Here is a 15832-nt window from a genome sequence, read left to right on the forward strand (position 1 = left end):
CACGGCGCAGCGGGTGGCCCTACTTCTCCACAACCAGCATCTCAGGTGTCCACGACTGAACCCGGCGGCGGGAGGGTTCGCCGGCAGCCGTGGGGAGCGTGATTTGCGCCCGCCCGTCGCCCAGGTCCTCCCAGCGGCCCGGAACGGCCAGCCCGCGGTCATCCGGGCCGCTGCCGTGCCAGGTGCAGGTGCCGTCCGCCTGCAGTTCAATCGCGTCCCGCCACCGAGCGGGCCCGAAGGCGTAGTGGCGCGGCCGGAACACCATCGTCGAGGCCGTGTCGTCCTCGTGGGAGTGCAGCCAGATGCCAATAATCTCCGGCGGGGGCCCGCTCACTGCTGCGCCCTCCCGGTGGATGCCGTCATCATCCCATCATCCACCGGCCGGGCTGGCCTCGTCACCTTCGAGCGCGGCCCGGATGGTGTCCAGGATCGCCTCAGCCCGTTCGTAGTCCCGGCGGAGCCGCTCCACTTCCTGCCGCAGCCGGACTACCTCACTGTCCACCGGTTCCCCTGCCTCGGTCTCTGCCTGATCCGGGGGACCCGCAGCCGGGGGAGCCGCCGTTGCCGGGGCGGCGGCAGTCGCGGGAGCCGGTGCGGGCTGGGCGGCAGGCAGCGCGAACCCTGGTGCGGTCAGGAACGACGCCCGGGCGCCCTCGAGGCATGCGTCGATCCGCCTGGACTGGCCCCGGGTGAACATGAACATGGCCGCGTCATCGGTGTAGTCCATGTAGTTCATGAACATGTTGCCGTTAGGTCCGTTATTGCAGCTGATTTGCGGGAACTGCGGCTTGCCGAACGTGGCGTCTGCCTGGTTGGGCGTGTCGGCGACCAGGTCGCTTCCGCTGCAGGTGCCGCGGTCGTCGCCCCAAATGTGCCGCAGGTCCAGCCAGTGGCCGATCTCGTGAGTCGCCGTCCTGCCGAGATCGAAAGGCGGCTGCGCCGTTCCACCCGTGCCGAAGCAGAAGCCCGCGATCACGACGCCGTCGGTGGTCGGCGGGCCGCCAGGGAACTGGGCATATCCGAGGATCACCCGCCCGATCCCGTCTTTGAGTTGATTGCACACCCAGAGGTTGAGGTAGTCGTCGCTGGGCCAGGGGTCCGCCCCGCCAGTGGCGCTGGACTTGACGTCGTCGTGTTCAGTGGAGAAGGACGCGACTGTTGACGGCGTCCGGGTGATGCCGTCGGTGGGATTTCCGGCCGGGTCCTGGGACGCGAGCTGGAACTGGACCCTGCAGTCGGCCACCCGGTTAGTCCATACGGCCGGCACCTGCGCTACGTCGGGGTTGGCGGCCCGGAAATCCTGGTTGAGGACTGCTATTTGGCCCTGGATCTGGCTGAGGCTGATGTTCTGGGTTGGGTCAGCCGGGTTGTGCACCACGTGGACGACGACCGGAATGGTGACCACGCCGCTGCGCGCAGTGCTGCGCGTCCGCTGCTCATATGCCAGCGCCCGGTTGTCGATCAGGGCACGGCGTTCCTGGTAGGTGATGCTCCTGTTCAGCAGCCGGCGGTGCACTTCCATGGTGCCGCACAGTTCACGGATATGGGGGCTTGTGAGGTTGAGCTGGATGATCTCGGGCATCGTAACTTCTCCTTCACCTGGGCTCGGGCAGGATGCTGCCCTTCTCGGGCTGAGTCTCTGCCTCTGGCGTTACTCCGGTGTTACCAGCCTCAACGAGTCCTCGGTTCCGTTCCGGGCTGTAACGCCGCGATAACGCGGCAGGGGCTAGATTCTCCAGTCTCTGGTGGAGTTGCCGAGGAGGAAGCGGGTATCAGCGTGGTGGTGATCCTGATCAGGCACGCGGATGTGACGCCCGACGGCGGAGCGGACCCTCCGCTCAATGCCTCCGGCGCCACCCGCGCACAGCAGTTGCGGCACGTGTTGAGCGACGCCGGGGTCACGGCGATCTTCGTGAGTTCGCTCCAGCGGACGCAAGCGACCGCCCAACCGCTTGCTGGGGACCTTGGGCTGCAGGCAGTGGTCCAGGACGACACGGCGTCGATTGCCGCCGCGATCCGCCAGTTGGGGAACGCCGGGACGGCGCTGGTGGTCGGACACACCAACACGCTGCCCGACGTCGTCGTGCGGCTGGGCGGCCCGCCGATGACGCCCATCGCTGCCACGGAGTTCGACCGGCTGGTTGTCTTGGTAAACGGCAGCCTCTGCACTCTTCGCTACGGGTAGTCAGGCGTGGCCGGTGCTAGCGCTCGATGGATTCGGTGCGCTCGGGCCGCCCGTCCACCCACGCGACGAGCTGACGGACGCCCTCGGGCAGGTTCGACTCTGAAAAGCGGCGGCTGCCGGTGTGTCCGGACTCCTCCCAGGAGAGGTCGTAGAGCTGGTCATCAGGTCGCCGCTCAGCGGCAGGGGGTTCCCCTGGTGCCCGCAGTCCCGACTGATCCATGTATGCGGCAAATGTTTCCGCCGCGGGCGGGGGGAGGTCGCTCGTGTCGAGTTCAGTGCGCGCGACAATGCCCGCGATGCCGCCGCCCCTGCGGATTGTTAGCTTCACGGTAGAACCCCGACTCCTTCCCACGCCGTCCTGACCGCCTTCTGCTCGGCGTCACCGAAAAGCGACCCGGCGACGTCGACCGTGGCCTGCGCCGCCTCATCGAATTGGGTGCTGGGTCCCAGGCGCGTGGTCAGGGCCGTGAACCAGATCTTGCCGGCGACGTCCCATGCGTTGCCACCAAGCGCCGTGGCCGCCAGGTAGAACGCGTGGTTCGGTATTCCCGAGTTGATGTGCACGCCTCCGTTGTCGTTGCGCGGGTCGTTGTCATCGGGGAGGTCGACGTAATTGTCCATGTGGGCCGGCTGCCGGTCTCCCTCGTAGGCCGTGCCCGGCTGGCTCATCGAGCGTAGCGCCTTGCCCAGTGCGGGGACAAGGATCCCCTCGCCGATCAGCCAGTCCGCTTCTGCCGCCGCCTGTTTCAGGCTGTACTGCTTGACGAGCGAACCCACCACGTCGGAGAAGTGTTCGTTGAGGGCTCCGGGCTGTTTGCTGTAGACAAGCCCCGCGGTGAATTCGGTGACCCCGTGGGTGAGTTCGTGGGCGATGACATCAAGAGCCCGGGTCAGGCCGCCGACCTGGAAGATCCGTCCGCTGCCGTCGCCGTAGACCATCTGCGCGCCGTCCCAGAAAGCGTTATCGAACGCCACCCCGTAGTGGACCGAGGATACGAGCTCCATGCCGGCTCCATCCAGGGAATTCCGGTGAAAGACATCGCGGTAGAACTCGTATGTCGCCGCGCTGCCGTCGTAGGCCTCGTTGACCGCAACATCTTCTACGGGCGGTTCCGTCCAGCCGCGGGCCCGGACACCGGGCAGGAACGACCTCCCCTTCTTCTGGTTGTCGTAGACCGTTTGGCGGCGTTCGGTCCTGATGCCCAGTCCGGCCAAGCGTCCGCCGTCCAGGCTGAGCTGACGGGCGAACCGGCCCATCACCGCCCGTTGCGAGCGGATCGCCGCTGACGTGGCCAGCGCACGTACTGCGGCTTCCCGCTGTTTGGGCTTACCCTCGATGGCAAGCCGGCCCAGCAGGTCGGGAGGGGCTATGTGGCAACAGGCCCTGGGAATTCCGGTCATGATGTTCCTTCCATGGAGGTCGGCGTATCGAAGTGCGACCGCAGGCTAACGCCGCAAGCGTTACGGCAGCGTTACTCCCGGGTCGGGGGCGTGCACGCGACGGGCCATTGACATCCCCAGCCGAAATGCGGATCCTCTTGGCTAGGACTGTTCCAGCTCGCAGTGACGCTGGCCCGGGGGGTACCAATGGGAAGCGGCGACTTTTGCCATTTTCAACTGAGCTTGTTCCAGTCGTGGAAACTTCGCAGTGACTCGTGCATTCTGCACGTTGCAGCGCGGCAACAGCGGCTCATCACAGCTTTGGCCATCCACGGCCCCCGTCCCCGAAGCTACCTGGTCGGGCTCCTGTGGCCGGAGAGTGCCGAAAGCCGCGCCATGGAAAGCCTGCGGGTGAGCATGCACCTGGTCTCACGACAGGTTCCGGGTCTATTGGTGAACGGGGGCGCCGAGCTTTCCCTCAGCGAGCTGGTCGACGTCGACTTGCACAGGGTCAGGTCCTGCATGCGGGATCTTGGCCAGGCAGGGCTACCCGGGACAAACGTTGCCTCGTCCCTGAACCTGCTGCGCGATGCCGAACTGCTCCCGGGCTGGTATGACGACTGGGTGCTTTTTGAACAGAGCAGATTGCGGCAGGACCGGCTCCACGCGTTCCACATCATTGCCCGCGAGTCGCTGGCTCGCTGCGACTTTGAGGTTGCCCTCGAGGCCTCGGAGGCAGCCCTGGAACTTGAACCGCTCTATGAAAGTGCTGTTGGGCTGCTCATTCAGGCGCAAAGGCTTCAGGGCAACAATGCTGCGGCGCTGCGGGCCTTCGAAACTTATAGAGCGAAGCTGAGCGAGGACATGGGTCTTGCGCCGTCGGAGGGCATCCGGCGCCTCGTCGCTGACGTTGTGTGAGGGCGACTGTGCTTTTTTGACGGCACGGTGGTCAGCTTTTCAAGGGCACGGCTGTCGCCGGGCGGAGCCATGCAGGTTGCTAATCAGGCAGGTTGCCGAGCCAGCGGTTCACCGCCGCGACGACTTCCTCCCGGCTTCGGGCATAGGTGGTGGTGGATTCGTCACCGTCCGACGATCCTTCGATGATCCTTGAGCGGAATGCATCCGGGTGGTCCCGCTCCCGCCAGACCCGAATAACCAAGGTTGCCTGGGGCAGCGTCCCGTTCGAGTCTTCCGAGCCCACGGACCCGTCCGGCGTTGTCCTGCCCATAACGATCAGCTCCTCCCGATCCGGCAATGAAGCGACTCCCTCAATGTGGTTCACCAACTCCCGCAGCTTGGTTCCGCGCAGTCTCTCAGACGAATCTCGGGATTTTCTGCATCGGCCAAACTGTCAAGAGCAGTACATCGAGCGGTCGGAAAATCGTGTCCGTTGTGTGCCTTACTTGGCGGGGCCTTCCGGGCCTACAGTTGGGCTTGTACAACGGCCGACAGGAGAACCTCAGTGATTACTCTGCAGATCGAACACCAGGTCCGGGACTTCGACATGTGGAGGAGGGCCTTCGACAGTGATCCGCTGAACCGTGCCGCGTCCGGCGTGAAGTCATACCGGATCTCGCGTCCGCTTGGCCAGCAAGACTACGTGATGCTGGAAATGGACTTCGAAACACAGGCCGCCGCTGTGGACTTCCTGGGCAGGCTGCAGAACGACACCTGGAAGACCGGCGTCACAGCGCCGGCGCTGGTCGGTGAGCCTTCCACCAGAATCATCGAGACGGTCTCTATCGAGAACGTGCCCGCCCCTTAGGACCGGTGCGGGGGAGTCGCGGCACTAAGGGCGTTTGGGCCGCGCCCGTACGTGCATCCGCTCGCCCTGCTGTCCAAAGAGGCTGATGAACTCGACAGGCCTGCCGTCGGCGCTGGCGAACCAGTGGGGTGTGTGCGTGTCGAATTCCGCTGCTTCGCCAGGACGAAGTTCAAAGTCCTTGTCGCCGAGCACCAGGCGCAGCCGTCCGTTGAGTATGTACAGCCATTCGTACCCTTCGTGAACCCGCGGGTCGGGTTCCGCGCCGCGGGCATCTCCGGCGAGCACCATCTTGAAGGCCTGCAATCCGCCGGGGCGGCGTGTGAGGGGAACCGCCGTCATGCCGCTGTGGGTGATGGGACGGAGGTGAATTCTCGGATCCCCGGTGGACGGAGCGCCGACCAGATCATCGAGGGGAACGCCGTATAACCGCGCCAGAGGCAGCAGGATCTCGAGGTTCGGTTTGCGTTGGCCGGATTCAAGGCGGGACAGGGTGCTGACCGATACCCCGGACGCTACGGACACCTCTCCGAGCGTCAGGTCCCTTTCCGTACGGAGCGCCCGAAGCCGGGGGCCGACCGCCCCCAGGACGTCGTCGAGTTCATTAGCCATATCCCTACTTTGCCATACCAGCAAACTACTTTGCCAGAAGTCGCCTGGCCGTTGGACGCTTGTAGAGCTGCTGGATGACCCTGGCGGCGATCAAGCAGGATGCGACGAAAGGCACATCAGTATGGACACCACACGCTATGACGTTGTCATTGTCGGGGGCGGCGCGGCGGGACTGAGCGCGGCCACCACACTGGGCCGGGCCCTGCGATCGGTGCTGGTCATCGACGCCGGCACTCCACGCAACTCACCCGCGGAAGGGGTGCACGGCTACCTTTCGAGGGACGGCATGAACCCGCTGGAACTGCTGTCCATCGGACGCGACGAGGTGCACTCCTATGGAGGAACCGTCATTGACGGCGAAGCCGTTGCGGCACGGCGAACCCCGGGTGGATTTGAAGTGACCCTCGGTGACGGCCGCCGGTTCTCCGGCAGGCGCCTGCTCGTCACGACCGGCTTGACGGACGAACTGCCTCCCATTGAGGGGCTGCGCGAGCAGTGGGGCAACGGCGTTGTCCACTGTCCCTACTGCCACGGCTGGGAAATCCGCGGTCAGCGGATTGGCGTGCTCGGGACGGGCCCGCAGTCCGTCCATCAGGCACTCTTGTTCAGGCAGTGGTCCCCGGAAATCACCCTCTTCCTCAATGACACCGTGGCACCCACCGATGAGGAGTGGGACAAACTTGCGGCCCGGTCCGTGACGGTCGTGGACGGCGCCGTGGCCTCCGTTGACGCCGTCGACGGTGTCCTCACCGGACTCTCACTCCGCCAGGGCACTCCGTTCGACCTGCAGGCCCTGGCGGTCGGCCCGCGGATGGAGGCCGGATCCGCCCTGCTGGAATCACTCGGGTTGAGTTCGCAGGTGCACCCCTCGGGGGCCGGCCGCTTCGTCGAGACCAACGGCGCGGGCGCGACGGCGGTCCGGGGCGTGTACGCGGCGGGCAACGTGACGAACGTGATGGCCCAGGTGATCACCGCCGCCGCCGAGGGTGTCATGGCGGGTGCGGCAATCAACGCCGACCTGGTGGAAGAGGAAACCCGGTGGGCTGTCGAGGGGCACTTTGGCGCCTTCTCCGCCGCGTCGGAAGCAGCCGTCGCTGAGATCGTGCTGGGCCACCGGCGCCATGGCGTGGAGGCTGGCCAGTAGGCCGGCTGCCTCGGGCCCTCGACGGCCGGACGGGAACTAGGTAGACTGGTCTACCTAGTCGAAGCGAGGGTGGGCATGAGTCGAAGACTGGCTCCGGCGCGGGAGCGCCTGCTGGACGCGGCAGCGCGGTTGTTCTATGCCGACGGCATGATGGCGACCGGAATTGATGCGATCACTGCGGAAGCGGGGGCCGCGAAGATGAGCCTGTACAACAACTTCTCCTCGAAGGAGGAGCTCATGATGGCCTATATCGAGGCCCGTCATGAGGAATGGCTGCAGCTGTACCGGGCCCGCGCCGAACACGTCCACTCGGCCGTCGACGGGGTGCTGGCCGTGTTCGACGCCTACATCGACCACGCGTCGGCGGCATACCCGCATGGTTTCCGCGGATGCGGTTTGCTCAACGCAGCCGCCGAACTGCCGGCAGGAGCGCCGGGCCGGGACGCGGTGCGCCGGCACAAAGAAGAGGTCGAGGCAATCCTCGCCGGGCACCTGCTGGGTGTCACCGCCGATGCCGGCGCCGCAAAGGACGCCGCAGAGCACCTGACGTTCGTACTCGAAGGTGCCATGAGCCGCGCCGGACTGGAGGGACGGCCGGAGCGTCTCCGGCACGCCCGGAACATCGCCCGCGCCGTCGTCGAGGCCCTGTGAACCGCCCCCGCCTTGTGGGGCTCGGAGCCATAACTGTCACGTCCTTGCTGTGGGGAACGACCGGCACGGCTGCCACCTTCGCGCCCGGGGCCGGGCCGCTGGCCATCGGCGCGGCCGCCCTCGGGATCGGCGGTCTGTTACAGGCGGTTATCGCGGTGCCGGCCCTGCGCACTGCCGGCCCGGCGCTCCGTGCCAACCTGTGGGTGGTCTCGCTGGCCGCACTGGCCGTCGCGGTCTACCCCCTGGCGTTCTACAGTTCCATGCACTACGCCGGTGTCGCCGTGGGCTCGGTCGTCTCCCTCGCGTCCGCACCGCTGGCCTCGGGAGTACTGGAACGGGTCGTCGACCGCCGGCCGCTGAGCCTTTGGTGGATGCTGGCGGCCGGCCTCGGAGTGTCCGGCAGCACGCTGCTCTGCCTGTCGAAGATGCACGGCCCGGAGTCCGCCATCGTGTCCACCGTCCTCGGGACCGGCCTGGGGCTCGTCGCCGGCATGACCTACGCCACGTACTCGTGGGGCGTGCACCGGCTCATGTCACGGGACGTGTGCCGTGCGGCCTCCATGGGGGCAGTTTTCGGCGCCGGGGGTCTCTTGCTGATGCTGGTCCTTCTCGTCACGGGAGCGCCGCTCGTCGCTTCCGCCGAGGCGTTCCTCGTTGCCGGGTACATGGCCCTGGTCCCGATGTTCCTCGGCTACCTGTTGTTCGGCTTCGGGCTCACGCGGGTGAGCGCCAGCACCGCTACCACCGCCACCCTCACGGAGCCCGCTGTGGCCGCAATCCTGGCGGTGGTGATCGTAGGGGAGCAGCTCGAAATCCTCGGCTGGATCGGCCTGGGAATCATTGCCGTCGTCCTGCTCATCCTCGCCCTGGCGCCGACGAACACGCCGGCGGCGGTCCCTGCGTCGCCCCGGGAGCCCACCCGGAGCGAAGGCCTGCCGGTGACGGTGCCCACGCGATAGTGGCGGGGCCGCCGTCGTCCCCGGCCCGGAACGGTAGCGATGGGCGAGCGCCGTGCGCGGCGAATGGGTGGAGAATTTAATCCAGGGTTCTGCTGAAGGAGCGGACATGACCGTGGACCCCACCAGGATTGACATCCAGTTCGATCCGACTGTCCAGCGCATGCGGGGGATCTCCAAACACGGCCTCATGCCCTTCGACGTGCCGTACGTCAGCGGCATCGTCGAGAACCTCTGGCTGGGCGGCTGCCAGGCCGGGCTGATCCTCCCCGAATTCGTCAAGCATCTCGTCTCGCTGTACCCGTGGGAGTCCTACGTCGTCACGCACCCCATCAGCTCGCTGCTCCTCGTGACGATGTACGACAGTGAGGACCAAGGGTTCGCGCAGGTCGATGCGATGGCGCTCTGGGTCAACGTCTGCAGGGCTGACGGCCCGACCCTGGTCCATTGTCAGGCGGGCCTGAACCGATCGGCGCTCGTCGTTGCCCGGGCGCTTATCCTCGACGGCATGCCCAGCGCGGACGCGATCCGGCTGATCCGGGCCAAGCGCTCGCCGGCGTGCCTCTGCAATCAGTCGTTTGAGCGGTGGTTGCTGCACTGAACTGCTGCACTCAGCGGCGGTATTGAGAGGCTGCGCATTGGCTCTTGCGGTCCGGGCGGTGGCTGCGGTTTAGACTCGATTCCGGGCGGCCCGTCGGCCGTCCTGCGGCCGCAGCCGGGCCACTGACGACGACGAGGAGGTCACCATGGCGGGCGGAAGCCGCGAGCCGGGACGCACCGTGACCTCCAAGGTGCTGGCCATCCTGGAGGCGTTCGAACAATCCCGCGGCCCGCTGAGCCTGACGGACATCGCCGAGAAGTCCGGCCTGCCGCTCAGCACGGCCCACCGGCTGGTTAACGAGCTCACGGACTGGGGCTTCCTGGCCCGCGGCACCAACGGCCGGTACCAGCTCGGCATCAGGCTCTGGGAACTTGCCCAGAACACCGGCCGGCAGCTCCGCGAGGCCGCGCGGCCCTACGTGCAGGACCTCTTCTCTCTCACCGGCGAAACCGCGCACCTGGCCGTCCGGGCGGGCCACGAGGTGCTGTACATCGACCGCGTCTATGGTTCCAAGCGCGTCCCGCGCGCGTCGCGGGTCGGCGGCCGGCTGCCGATGCACGCGACCGCCGTCGGCAAGGTCATTCTGGCGTTTGATGAGGACTGGGTGCGCGCCGCCTACCTGAACCGGCAACTGGAACGGCACACGGCCCACACCCACGTGGATCCGAAGCGCCTGTCCGAGGAACTCCTCCAGATCCGGGAGCAGGGCTACGCCACCACGCTGGAAGAGGTCCGGCTCGGCTCATGTTCCATCGCCGTCCCCGTCTTCCACACGGGCCGCCTCGGCGCCGCGCTGGGCCTGGTCCTGCCGACCTCCCAGGCGGCCACGATGACCCGCCACCTCCCCGTGCTGAAGGGCATCTCGGCGCAGATTGAACGCGCCACCGCCCGCATCCCGCTCGAAACCCTTCTCGGCAACCGCTTCGCCGGCAACGGCTGAACGCCCGTCCGCTGCACGCCGCCATGAGGCGAGGGGCCACACACGATTGCCTTCCACTCAGTGGAAGGCAAGCCTCCCATCCGGCAGTGATCGGGACCACACTGATGGAAGTGAAGCCGCAGGCTGCGAAGACGCGGCCGGCGGAAACAATCTCAAGGAGTCCACATGTCATCGTCGACAGAAACGGCCGGCCGCTGTCCGTTCGGCCACGGCGCCGAAGCCCCTGCCGGTCACCACGGCTACGAGCCGTTCCAGATGAAGGATCCCTTCCCCGCCTACGCCGAGCTGCGGGCCGAGCAGCCCGTCATGTTCGACGAGCGGACCGGCCTGTACGTCGTCTCCCGCTACGACGACATCAAGGCCGTCTTCGAGGACTGGGAGACCTTCTCCAGCGAAAACGCCCAGGCCCCCGTGCGCGAACGCGGCGCCGCCGCGAAGAAGATCATGGACGACGGCGGCTTCACCGCCTACTCCGGCCTCTCCGCGCGGCGGCCGCCGGAGCACACCCGCATCCGCGCCGTGGTCCAGAAGGCTTTCACTCCGCGCCGCTACAAGGCTCTGGAGCCTTTCATCCGGCAGAACGTCGTGGGGCTGCTCGAAACCATGCTCGCCCGGCCGGACCGCCGCGGCGACATGGTCAAGGACCTTGCTTACGACGTCCCCACCATCACCATCCTGACCCTGATCGGCGCCGACGTCTCGCAGGTGGACACCTTCAAACGCTGGAGCGATTCCCGCGCCGCCATGACCTGGGGCAACCTCAGCGACGAGGAGCAGATCCCGCATGCCCACAACCTCGTGGAGTACTGGCAGGAATGCCTGCGGCTGGTGAGGGCAGCGCACGAGGAAGGCGGCGACAACCTCACCGCGGACCTCGTCAAAGCCCAGCAGGACGGCGCCGAAATCTCGGACCACGAGATCGCCTCGGTCCTGTACAGCCTGCTGTTCGCCGGGCACGAGACCACCACCACGCTGATCTCCAACGCCCTCCGCGAACTCCTGGCCCGCCCCGCACAGTGGGCGCAGCTGGTCGAGGACCCCAAGAAGATCCCCGCCGCCATCGACGAAGTGCTGCGCTACGCCGGCTCCATTGTCGGCTGGCGCCGCAAGGCGCTCAAAGACACCGAAGTCGGCGGCGTGCCGATCGCCGAAGGCAGCCAACTGCTGCTCCTGATGGGATCGGCCAACCGGGACGAAGCCAAGTTCGACGCCGGCGAGGACTTCGACATCACCCGCCCCAACGCCCGCGAGCACCTCTCCTTCGGGTTCGGCATCCACTACTGCCTGGGCAACATGCTCGCCAAGCTCCAAGCCAAAATCGCGCTCGAGGAAGTAGCCCGGCTCGCCCCGGAGCTGCAGCTGGAGGACCCGGAAGCCATCGCCTTCCGCGAAAACCTCTCCTTCCGCGTCCCCGAGACCGTCCCTGTCAGCTGGAAGGCCTGAGAAACATGCAAAGCAACGAATACATCCAGTTCTTTGACGGCGGGATCGAACCGAAGCTGGAAATCCTCGGCGGCAAGGGCGCATCCCTGGTCACCATGACCTCCGCCGGCATGCCCGTCCCTCCCGGCTTCGTGGTCACTACCGCCCAGTTCGATGCCTTCATGGAAGAAGCCGGCATCACCCGGGACATCCACCAGCTCCTCGCCGGGCTGGACCCCGAAGACACGGGGCAGGTGGACAAGGTCTCCGCCGCCATCCGTGAGGACATCCACTCCCGTCCCGTGCCGCAGGCGCTGCGCGAGCTCACCATCGCGGCCTACGAGTCCCTGATGTCCCGCTTCGAGGCGCCGGTCCCCGTCGCTGTCCGCTCCAGCGCCACCGCCGAGGACCTTCCCGATGCCTCCTTCGCCGGGCAGCAGGACACCTACCTGTGGCTCGACGGCGTCAAGGCCGTCACGGACCACATCCGCCGGTGCTGGGCCTCGCTCTTCACCTCGCGCGCCATCATCTACCGGCTCCGGAACAACATCCCCAACGAGGGGCTCTCCATGGCAGTCGTGGTGCAGAAGATGGTCAATTCCAAGGTCTCCGGCGTCGCGATCACCATGGACCCCACCAACGGCGACCGCTCCAAGATCACCATCGACTCTTCCTACGGCGTGGGGGAGATGGTGGTCTCCGGCCAGGTCACCCCGGACAACATCATGCTGGACAAGGTCACGCTGACAGTCATCGCCGAACACCTCGGGGACAAACATGCAGAACTCGTCCCCGACGCCGGCGCCGGGAAGCTCGTCGAGCGCGAAGTCGACGCCGGGCGCCGTGGCCGGCGCAGCCTTTCCGATGCCGAGCTGACCGCCGTCGCACAGATGGCCAAACGCGCGGAGAAGCATTACAAATGCCCGCAGGACATCGAATGGGCCCTCGACGCCGATCTGCCCGATGGCGAAAACCTGCTCCTGCTCCAGTCCCGCCCCGAGACCGTGCACTCCGCCAAGGCATCAATCCACACCGCCCCGCAACCGGTGGTTTCCGGCGGCTATTTCAGCGGATTCAGCGGCGGAACCCTCAAGCCGTCCGCGTAGCACCACGCCCGTCCTGTACCGATTTTTACTGATCCGCTCCATCACCCAGGCTCAACGCCGAGCCCGTACTGAAAGGACCGCCATGTCCCTGAAGTCCTTCCCCAAGCCCTCCGAGCTCCCGGTCCCCGCCGGCGCCGAGGGCTGGGAAAAGATCTACCCCTACTATCTGGTCTTCCAGGACAAGCTGAAGGAGCAGGAAGACGCCAAGTTCTGGTTCTGCGACAGCCAGCACTGGCCCACCGTCTTCAAGCCCTTTGAGACGATCGGCGGCGAGTTCGCGGTCAAATGCCTGGGCCAGTACAACGCCCGGCACCTGATGATCCCCAACGCCAACGGCATCGAATTCCGCATCCACCTGGGCTACCTTTACATGTCGCCCATCCCGGTCCCGGAGGACCGGATCGCCGCCCGCGTGCCCCTGTTCGAACGGCGCGTGGGCCACTACTTCCAGAACTGGGAGCAGCTGCTCAAGCAGTGGCACGTGAAGGTCAAGGGAACGATCGACGAGATGGAAAGCATCTCCTTCCCCAAACTCCCCGACGTGGTGCCCATGGAGGACATCCTCTCCGGCAAGGGCAAGGACGGCTCCGAGACGCTGCTGGAAAGCTACGACCGCCTGATCCAGCTGGCCTACCAGAACTGGCAGTACCACTTCGAGTTCCTCAACCTCGGCTACATCGCCTACCTGGACTTCTTCAACTTCTGCAAGCAGGTCTTCCCCAACATCCCTGACCAGTCCATCGCCACCATGGTGCAGGGCGTGGACATGGAACTCTTCCGCCCGGACGACGAGCTCAAGCAGCTCGCCAAGCTCGCCGTCGAGCTCGGACTGCAGGGTCATTTCAGCAACACGGACGACGTCGACGCCACCCTCGGCGCGATCGCCGCCGCCGCAGGCGGGGACCGCTGGCTGGCCCAATATGAGGGCGCCAAGGACCCGTGGTTCAACTTCACCGTGGGCAACGGCTTCTACGGCCACGACAAGTACTGGAACGAGCACCAGGAAATCCCGCTCGGGTACATCGCGGACTACATCCGCCGGGTGGACGACGGCCAGGAAATCATGCGCCCGGTGGAGGCCCTGATCGCCGAACGTGACCGCATCATCGAGGAGTACCGGGACCTGCTGGAAGGCGAAAACCAAGCCCTCTTCGACGCCAAACGCGGACTCGCCGCCACCGCCTACCCGTACGTGGAGAACCACAACTTCTACATTGAACACTGGACCATGGGCGTCTTCTGGCGCAAGATCCGCGAGCTGAGCCGCATGATGCAGGCCGAGGGCTTCTGGACCGAACCGGATGACCTCCTGTACCTGGGCCGCAACGAGGTGCGCGACGCGCTGTTCGACCTCGTGACCGGCTGGGGCGTGGGCGCCAGGCCGATCGGCCCCGATTACTGGCCGGCCGAAATCGAGCGCCGCCGCGGGATTGTCGAAGCCCTCAAGACCGCCCGTCCCGCCCCGGCGCTGAACACGCCGCCGGAATCCATCACCGAACCCTTCACCCGGATGCTCTGGGGCATCACCACCGAACAGGTCCAGCAGTGGCTCGGTGCCGGCGAGGCAGTGGAAGGCGGCGGCCTGCGCGGCATGGCGGCCTCGCCCGGCGTCGTCGAAGGCCTGGCGCGGGTGGTCACCGACGCGGACCAGCTTGCCGACGTGCAGCAGGGCGAGATCCTCGTCGCCACAGTCACCGCGCCGTCCTGGGGGCCGATCTTCGGCAAGATCAAGGCCACGGTCACGGACATCGGCGGCATGATGAGCCACGCCGCCATTGTCTGCCGCGAGTACGGGCTGCCGGCTGTCACCGGGACCGGCTCGGCCTCCACCACGATCAAGACCGGGCAGCGGCTGCGGGTCGACGGCACGAAGGGCACGGTCCGGATCCTCGACGCCGAGCCCGAACTCCTGGCCGCCGGCCCGTCCGCGCACAGCCACAGCCATGTCTGATCCCGGGACGGCGGAGACGCGCACTGTCCTGGTCACCGGTGCCGCCGGCGGGCTGGGCCGGGCGTTCGCGCTCGGTTTCGCCCGCCGCGGCTACCGCGTCGCCGTCGCGGACATCAACCTCGACGGCGCCGAGGAAACCGCCCGCCTCGTCAAGGACACCGGCGCCGAGGCGGCCGCCTTCCACGCGGACGTCACCAGCGTCGACTCCACGGAGACCCTTGCGAAGGGCTGCGCGGACTTCGGCGGCGGAAGCATCGACGTCGTACTCAACAACGCCGCGGTGTACGCGGGGGTGACCAGGAGCCCGTTCGAGGACATCGATCCGGCCGAATGGGACCTGGTGATGAACGTGAACCTCAAGGGCCCCTGGCTCGTGACCCGGGCCGCGAGCCCGTACCTGCCCGAGGGCGGGCGCGTCATCAACCTCTCCAGCGCAACGATCTTCAGCGGCTCGGAACACTGGCTCCACTATGTTGCCTCCAAGGGCGGCGTGGTGGCCCTCACCAGGGTCATGGCCAAGGAACTCGGCCGGCGGGGGATCACCGTCAACGCGATCGCCCCCGGCTTCACCCTCACCGAGGCCAGCTACGGGCTCATGGAGAACGCCGAGAACTACGGCGTGGACCGCGGTGCCATCAAGCGGGCCAGCCAGCCCGAGGACATTGTGGGCGCCGCGCTCTTCCTGGCCGGGCCGGACAGTTCCTACTACACCGGCCAGACCATGGTGGTCGACGGCGGCCGGCAGTTCATCTAGCCCCGTCCCACCCCTACCCACCACCTGCCACCCCAAGGAGAACCCCATGCCAACGGTCCATTTCACCGACGCCGAGGGCGCTGTCCGCGACGTCCAGGGAAATCCCGGCGACTCCGTCATGGAAACCGCGGTCCGTAACGGCGTGCCCGGCATCATCGCCGAATGCGGCGGCTCACTGTCCTGCGCCACGTGCCACGTCTTCGTTCGGGAGGACTGCCTTTCGCAGCTGCCGCCGATGGAGGACATGGAGGACGAGATGCTCTACGGCACCGCCGTGGACCGCGAGGAGAACTCGCGGCTGTCCTGTCAGCTGCGGCTCACTGACGAGCTCGACCTGTTCGTCACCACTCCGGAAACGCAGGTGTAGC

General features: G+C 66.6%; 19 protein-coding genes. 13 read left to right on the top strand and 6 right to left on the bottom strand.

Annotation, left to right across the window (positions count from 1 at the left end; genetic code table 11):
• Positions 1 to 19 precede the first annotated feature (19 nt).
• Both CFN17_RS15910 and CFN17_RS15915 read right to left on the bottom strand, forming a co-directional pair.
• The gene (locus CFN17_RS15910) at positions 20 to 334 is read right to left on the bottom strand and encodes a hypothetical protein (protein WP_208748710.1); all 315 of its coding nucleotides are present in this window, start codon (positions 332 to 334) and stop codon (positions 20 to 22) included.
• 36 nt (positions 335 to 370) lie between these two features.
• Entirely contained in the window at positions 371 to 1582 is a 1212-nt protein-coding gene (locus CFN17_RS15915) for a M43 family zinc metalloprotease (protein ID WP_222612640.1), read from the bottom strand.
• A gap of 195 nt (positions 1583 to 1777) precedes the next feature.
• Here CFN17_RS15915 and CFN17_RS15920 point away from each other — a divergent pair, with 195 nt between their 5' ends.
• A complete protein-coding gene (locus CFN17_RS15920; RefSeq protein WP_208748711.1) occupies positions 1778 to 2185 on the top strand; it encodes a histidine phosphatase family protein in 408 nt (135 codons plus the stop codon).
• A gap of 16 nt (positions 2186 to 2201) precedes the next feature.
• Here the strand turns inward: CFN17_RS15920 and CFN17_RS15925 are convergent, their stop codons facing one another.
• Positions 2202 to 2513, bottom strand: a complete 312-nt coding sequence (locus CFN17_RS15925; RefSeq protein ID WP_208748712.1) for a protealysin inhibitor emfourin — start codon at positions 2511 to 2513, stop codon at positions 2202 to 2204.
• Positions 2510 to 3586, bottom strand: coding sequence for a M4 family metallopeptidase (locus CFN17_RS15930; RefSeq protein ID WP_208748713.1), 1077 nt, complete (start codon positions 3584 to 3586; stop codon positions 2510 to 2512). The genes CFN17_RS15925 and CFN17_RS15930 overlap by 4 nt, the downstream gene beginning before the upstream one ends.
• 186 nt (positions 3587 to 3772) lie before the next feature.
• Between CFN17_RS15930 and CFN17_RS15935 the strand changes: the two genes are divergently transcribed.
• Positions 3773 to 4483 (top strand): bacterial transcriptional activator domain-containing protein, encoded by a 711-nt coding sequence (locus tag CFN17_RS15935; RefSeq protein ID WP_208748714.1) that lies wholly within the window; start codon positions 3773 to 3775, stop codon positions 4481 to 4483.
• A 79-nt stretch (positions 4484 to 4562) separates the two neighbouring features.
• On the opposite strand, the gene CFN17_RS15940 is transcribed toward CFN17_RS15935, so the two are convergent.
• Positions 4563 to 4793, bottom strand: a complete 231-nt coding sequence (locus CFN17_RS15940; protein ID WP_208748715.1) for a hypothetical protein — start codon at positions 4791 to 4793, stop codon at positions 4563 to 4565.
• Positions 4794 to 5027: 234 nt separating this feature from the next.
• On the opposite strand from CFN17_RS15940, the gene CFN17_RS15945 reads away from it, so the two are divergent.
• Positions 5028 to 5330, top strand: coding sequence for a hypothetical protein (locus tag CFN17_RS15945; protein ID WP_208748716.1), 303 nt, complete (start codon positions 5028 to 5030; stop codon positions 5328 to 5330).
• 24 nt (positions 5331 to 5354) lie between these two features.
• Here the strand turns inward: CFN17_RS15945 and CFN17_RS15950 are convergent, their stop codons facing one another.
• Complete coding sequence (locus CFN17_RS15950) at positions 5355 to 5939, bottom strand: helix-turn-helix domain-containing protein (RefSeq protein WP_208748717.1); 585 nt, start codon at positions 5937 to 5939, stop codon at positions 5355 to 5357.
• Between the two features lie 121 nt (positions 5940 to 6060).
• Between CFN17_RS15950 and CFN17_RS15955 the strand changes: the two genes are divergently transcribed.
• The 10 genes from CFN17_RS15955 (at position 6061) to CFN17_RS16000 (ending at position 15831) form a co-directional block, all read left to right on the top strand.
• Positions 6061 to 7083, top strand: a complete 1023-nt coding sequence (locus CFN17_RS15955; RefSeq protein ID WP_208748718.1) for an NAD(P)/FAD-dependent oxidoreductase — start codon at positions 6061 to 6063, stop codon at positions 7081 to 7083.
• A 75-nt stretch (positions 7084 to 7158) separates the two neighbouring features.
• Entirely contained in the window at positions 7159 to 7734 is a 576-nt protein-coding gene (locus tag CFN17_RS15960) for a TetR/AcrR family transcriptional regulator (protein WP_208748719.1), read from the top strand.
• Entirely contained in the window at positions 7731 to 8693 is a 963-nt protein-coding gene (locus CFN17_RS15965) for a DMT family transporter (protein ID WP_208748720.1), read from the top strand. The genes CFN17_RS15960 and CFN17_RS15965 overlap by 4 nt, the downstream gene beginning before the upstream one ends.
• A 106-nt stretch (positions 8694 to 8799) precedes the next feature.
• Positions 8800 to 9291, top strand: a complete 492-nt coding sequence (locus tag CFN17_RS15970; protein WP_208748721.1) for a dual specificity protein phosphatase family protein — start codon at positions 8800 to 8802, stop codon at positions 9289 to 9291.
• Positions 9292 to 9436: 145 nt separating this feature from the next.
• On the top strand, positions 9437 to 10231 hold the full coding sequence (locus tag CFN17_RS15975) for an IclR family transcriptional regulator (protein WP_208748722.1): 795 nt from the start codon (positions 9437 to 9439) through the stop codon (positions 10229 to 10231).
• Positions 10232 to 10396: 165 nt separating this feature from the next.
• The gene (locus CFN17_RS15980; RefSeq protein ID WP_208748723.1) at positions 10397 to 11674 is read left to right on the top strand and encodes a cytochrome P450; all 1278 of its coding nucleotides are present in this window, start codon (positions 10397 to 10399) and stop codon (positions 11672 to 11674) included.
• Between the two features lie 5 nt (positions 11675 to 11679).
• A complete protein-coding gene (locus CFN17_RS15985) occupies positions 11680 to 12759 on the top strand; it encodes a PEP/pyruvate-binding domain-containing protein (protein WP_208748724.1) in 1080 nt (359 codons plus the stop codon).
• 82 nt (positions 12760 to 12841) lie between these two features.
• Complete coding sequence (locus tag CFN17_RS15990) at positions 12842 to 14710, top strand: PEP-utilizing enzyme (protein WP_208748725.1); 1869 nt, start codon at positions 12842 to 12844, stop codon at positions 14708 to 14710.
• The gene (locus CFN17_RS15995) at positions 14703 to 15464 is read left to right on the top strand and encodes an SDR family NAD(P)-dependent oxidoreductase (RefSeq protein WP_208748726.1); all 762 of its coding nucleotides are present in this window, start codon (positions 14703 to 14705) and stop codon (positions 15462 to 15464) included. Before CFN17_RS15990 ends, CFN17_RS15995 begins: the two co-directional genes overlap by 8 nt.
• 46 nt (positions 15465 to 15510) lie before the next feature.
• Complete coding sequence (locus CFN17_RS16000) at positions 15511 to 15831, top strand: 2Fe-2S iron-sulfur cluster-binding protein (protein WP_208748727.1); 321 nt, start codon at positions 15511 to 15513, stop codon at positions 15829 to 15831.
• Position 15832: the final 1 nt, after the last annotated feature.

The organism is Arthrobacter sp. PM3 (assembly GCF_003352915.1).
Taxonomy (GTDB): domain Bacteria; phylum Actinomycetota; class Actinomycetes; order Actinomycetales; family Micrococcaceae; genus Arthrobacter.

Bases quoted from the DNA above. Each gene is read 5' to 3' on its own strand.
- CFN17_RS15970 (WP_208748721.1), top strand. From the start codon at position 8,800: ATGACCGTGGACCCCACCAGGATTGACATCCAGTTCGATCCGACTGTC.
- CFN17_RS15960 (WP_208748719.1), top strand. From the start codon at position 7,159: ATGAGTCGAAGACTGGCTCCGGCGCGGGAGCGCCTGCTGGACGCGGCA.
- CFN17_RS15985 (WP_208748724.1), top strand. From the start codon at position 11,680: ATGCAAAGCAACGAATACATCCAGTTCTTTGACGGCGGGATCGAACCG.
- CFN17_RS15950 (WP_208748717.1), bottom strand. From the start codon at position 5,939: ATGGCTAATGAACTCGACGACGTCCTGGGGGCGGTCGGCCCCCGGCTT.
- CFN17_RS15935 (WP_208748714.1), top strand. From the start codon at position 3,773: ATGGGAAGCGGCGACTTTTGCCATTTTCAACTGAGCTTGTTCCAGTCG.
- CFN17_RS15995 (WP_208748726.1), top strand. From the start codon at position 14,703: ATGTCTGATCCCGGGACGGCGGAGACGCGCACTGTCCTGGTCACCGGT.
- CFN17_RS15955 (WP_208748718.1), top strand. From the start codon at position 6,061: ATGGACACCACACGCTATGACGTTGTCATTGTCGGGGGCGGCGCGGCG.
- CFN17_RS15940 (WP_208748715.1), bottom strand. From the start codon at position 4,793: ATGGGCAGGACAACGCCGGACGGGTCCGTGGGCTCGGAAGACTCGAAC.
- CFN17_RS15915 (WP_222612640.1), bottom strand. From the start codon at position 1,582: ATGCCCGAGATCATCCAGCTCAACCTCACAAGCCCCCATATCCGTGAA.
- CFN17_RS16000 (WP_208748727.1), top strand. From the start codon at position 15,511: ATGCCAACGGTCCATTTCACCGACGCCGAGGGCGCTGTCCGCGACGTC.
- CFN17_RS15980 (WP_208748723.1), top strand. From the start codon at position 10,397: ATGTCATCGTCGACAGAAACGGCCGGCCGCTGTCCGTTCGGCCACGGC.
- CFN17_RS15930 (WP_208748713.1), bottom strand. From the start codon at position 3,586: ATGACCGGAATTCCCAGGGCCTGTTGCCACATAGCCCCTCCCGACCTG.
- CFN17_RS15975 (WP_208748722.1), top strand. From the start codon at position 9,437: ATGGCGGGCGGAAGCCGCGAGCCGGGACGCACCGTGACCTCCAAGGTG.
- CFN17_RS15990 (WP_208748725.1), top strand. From the start codon at position 12,842: ATGTCCCTGAAGTCCTTCCCCAAGCCCTCCGAGCTCCCGGTCCCCGCC.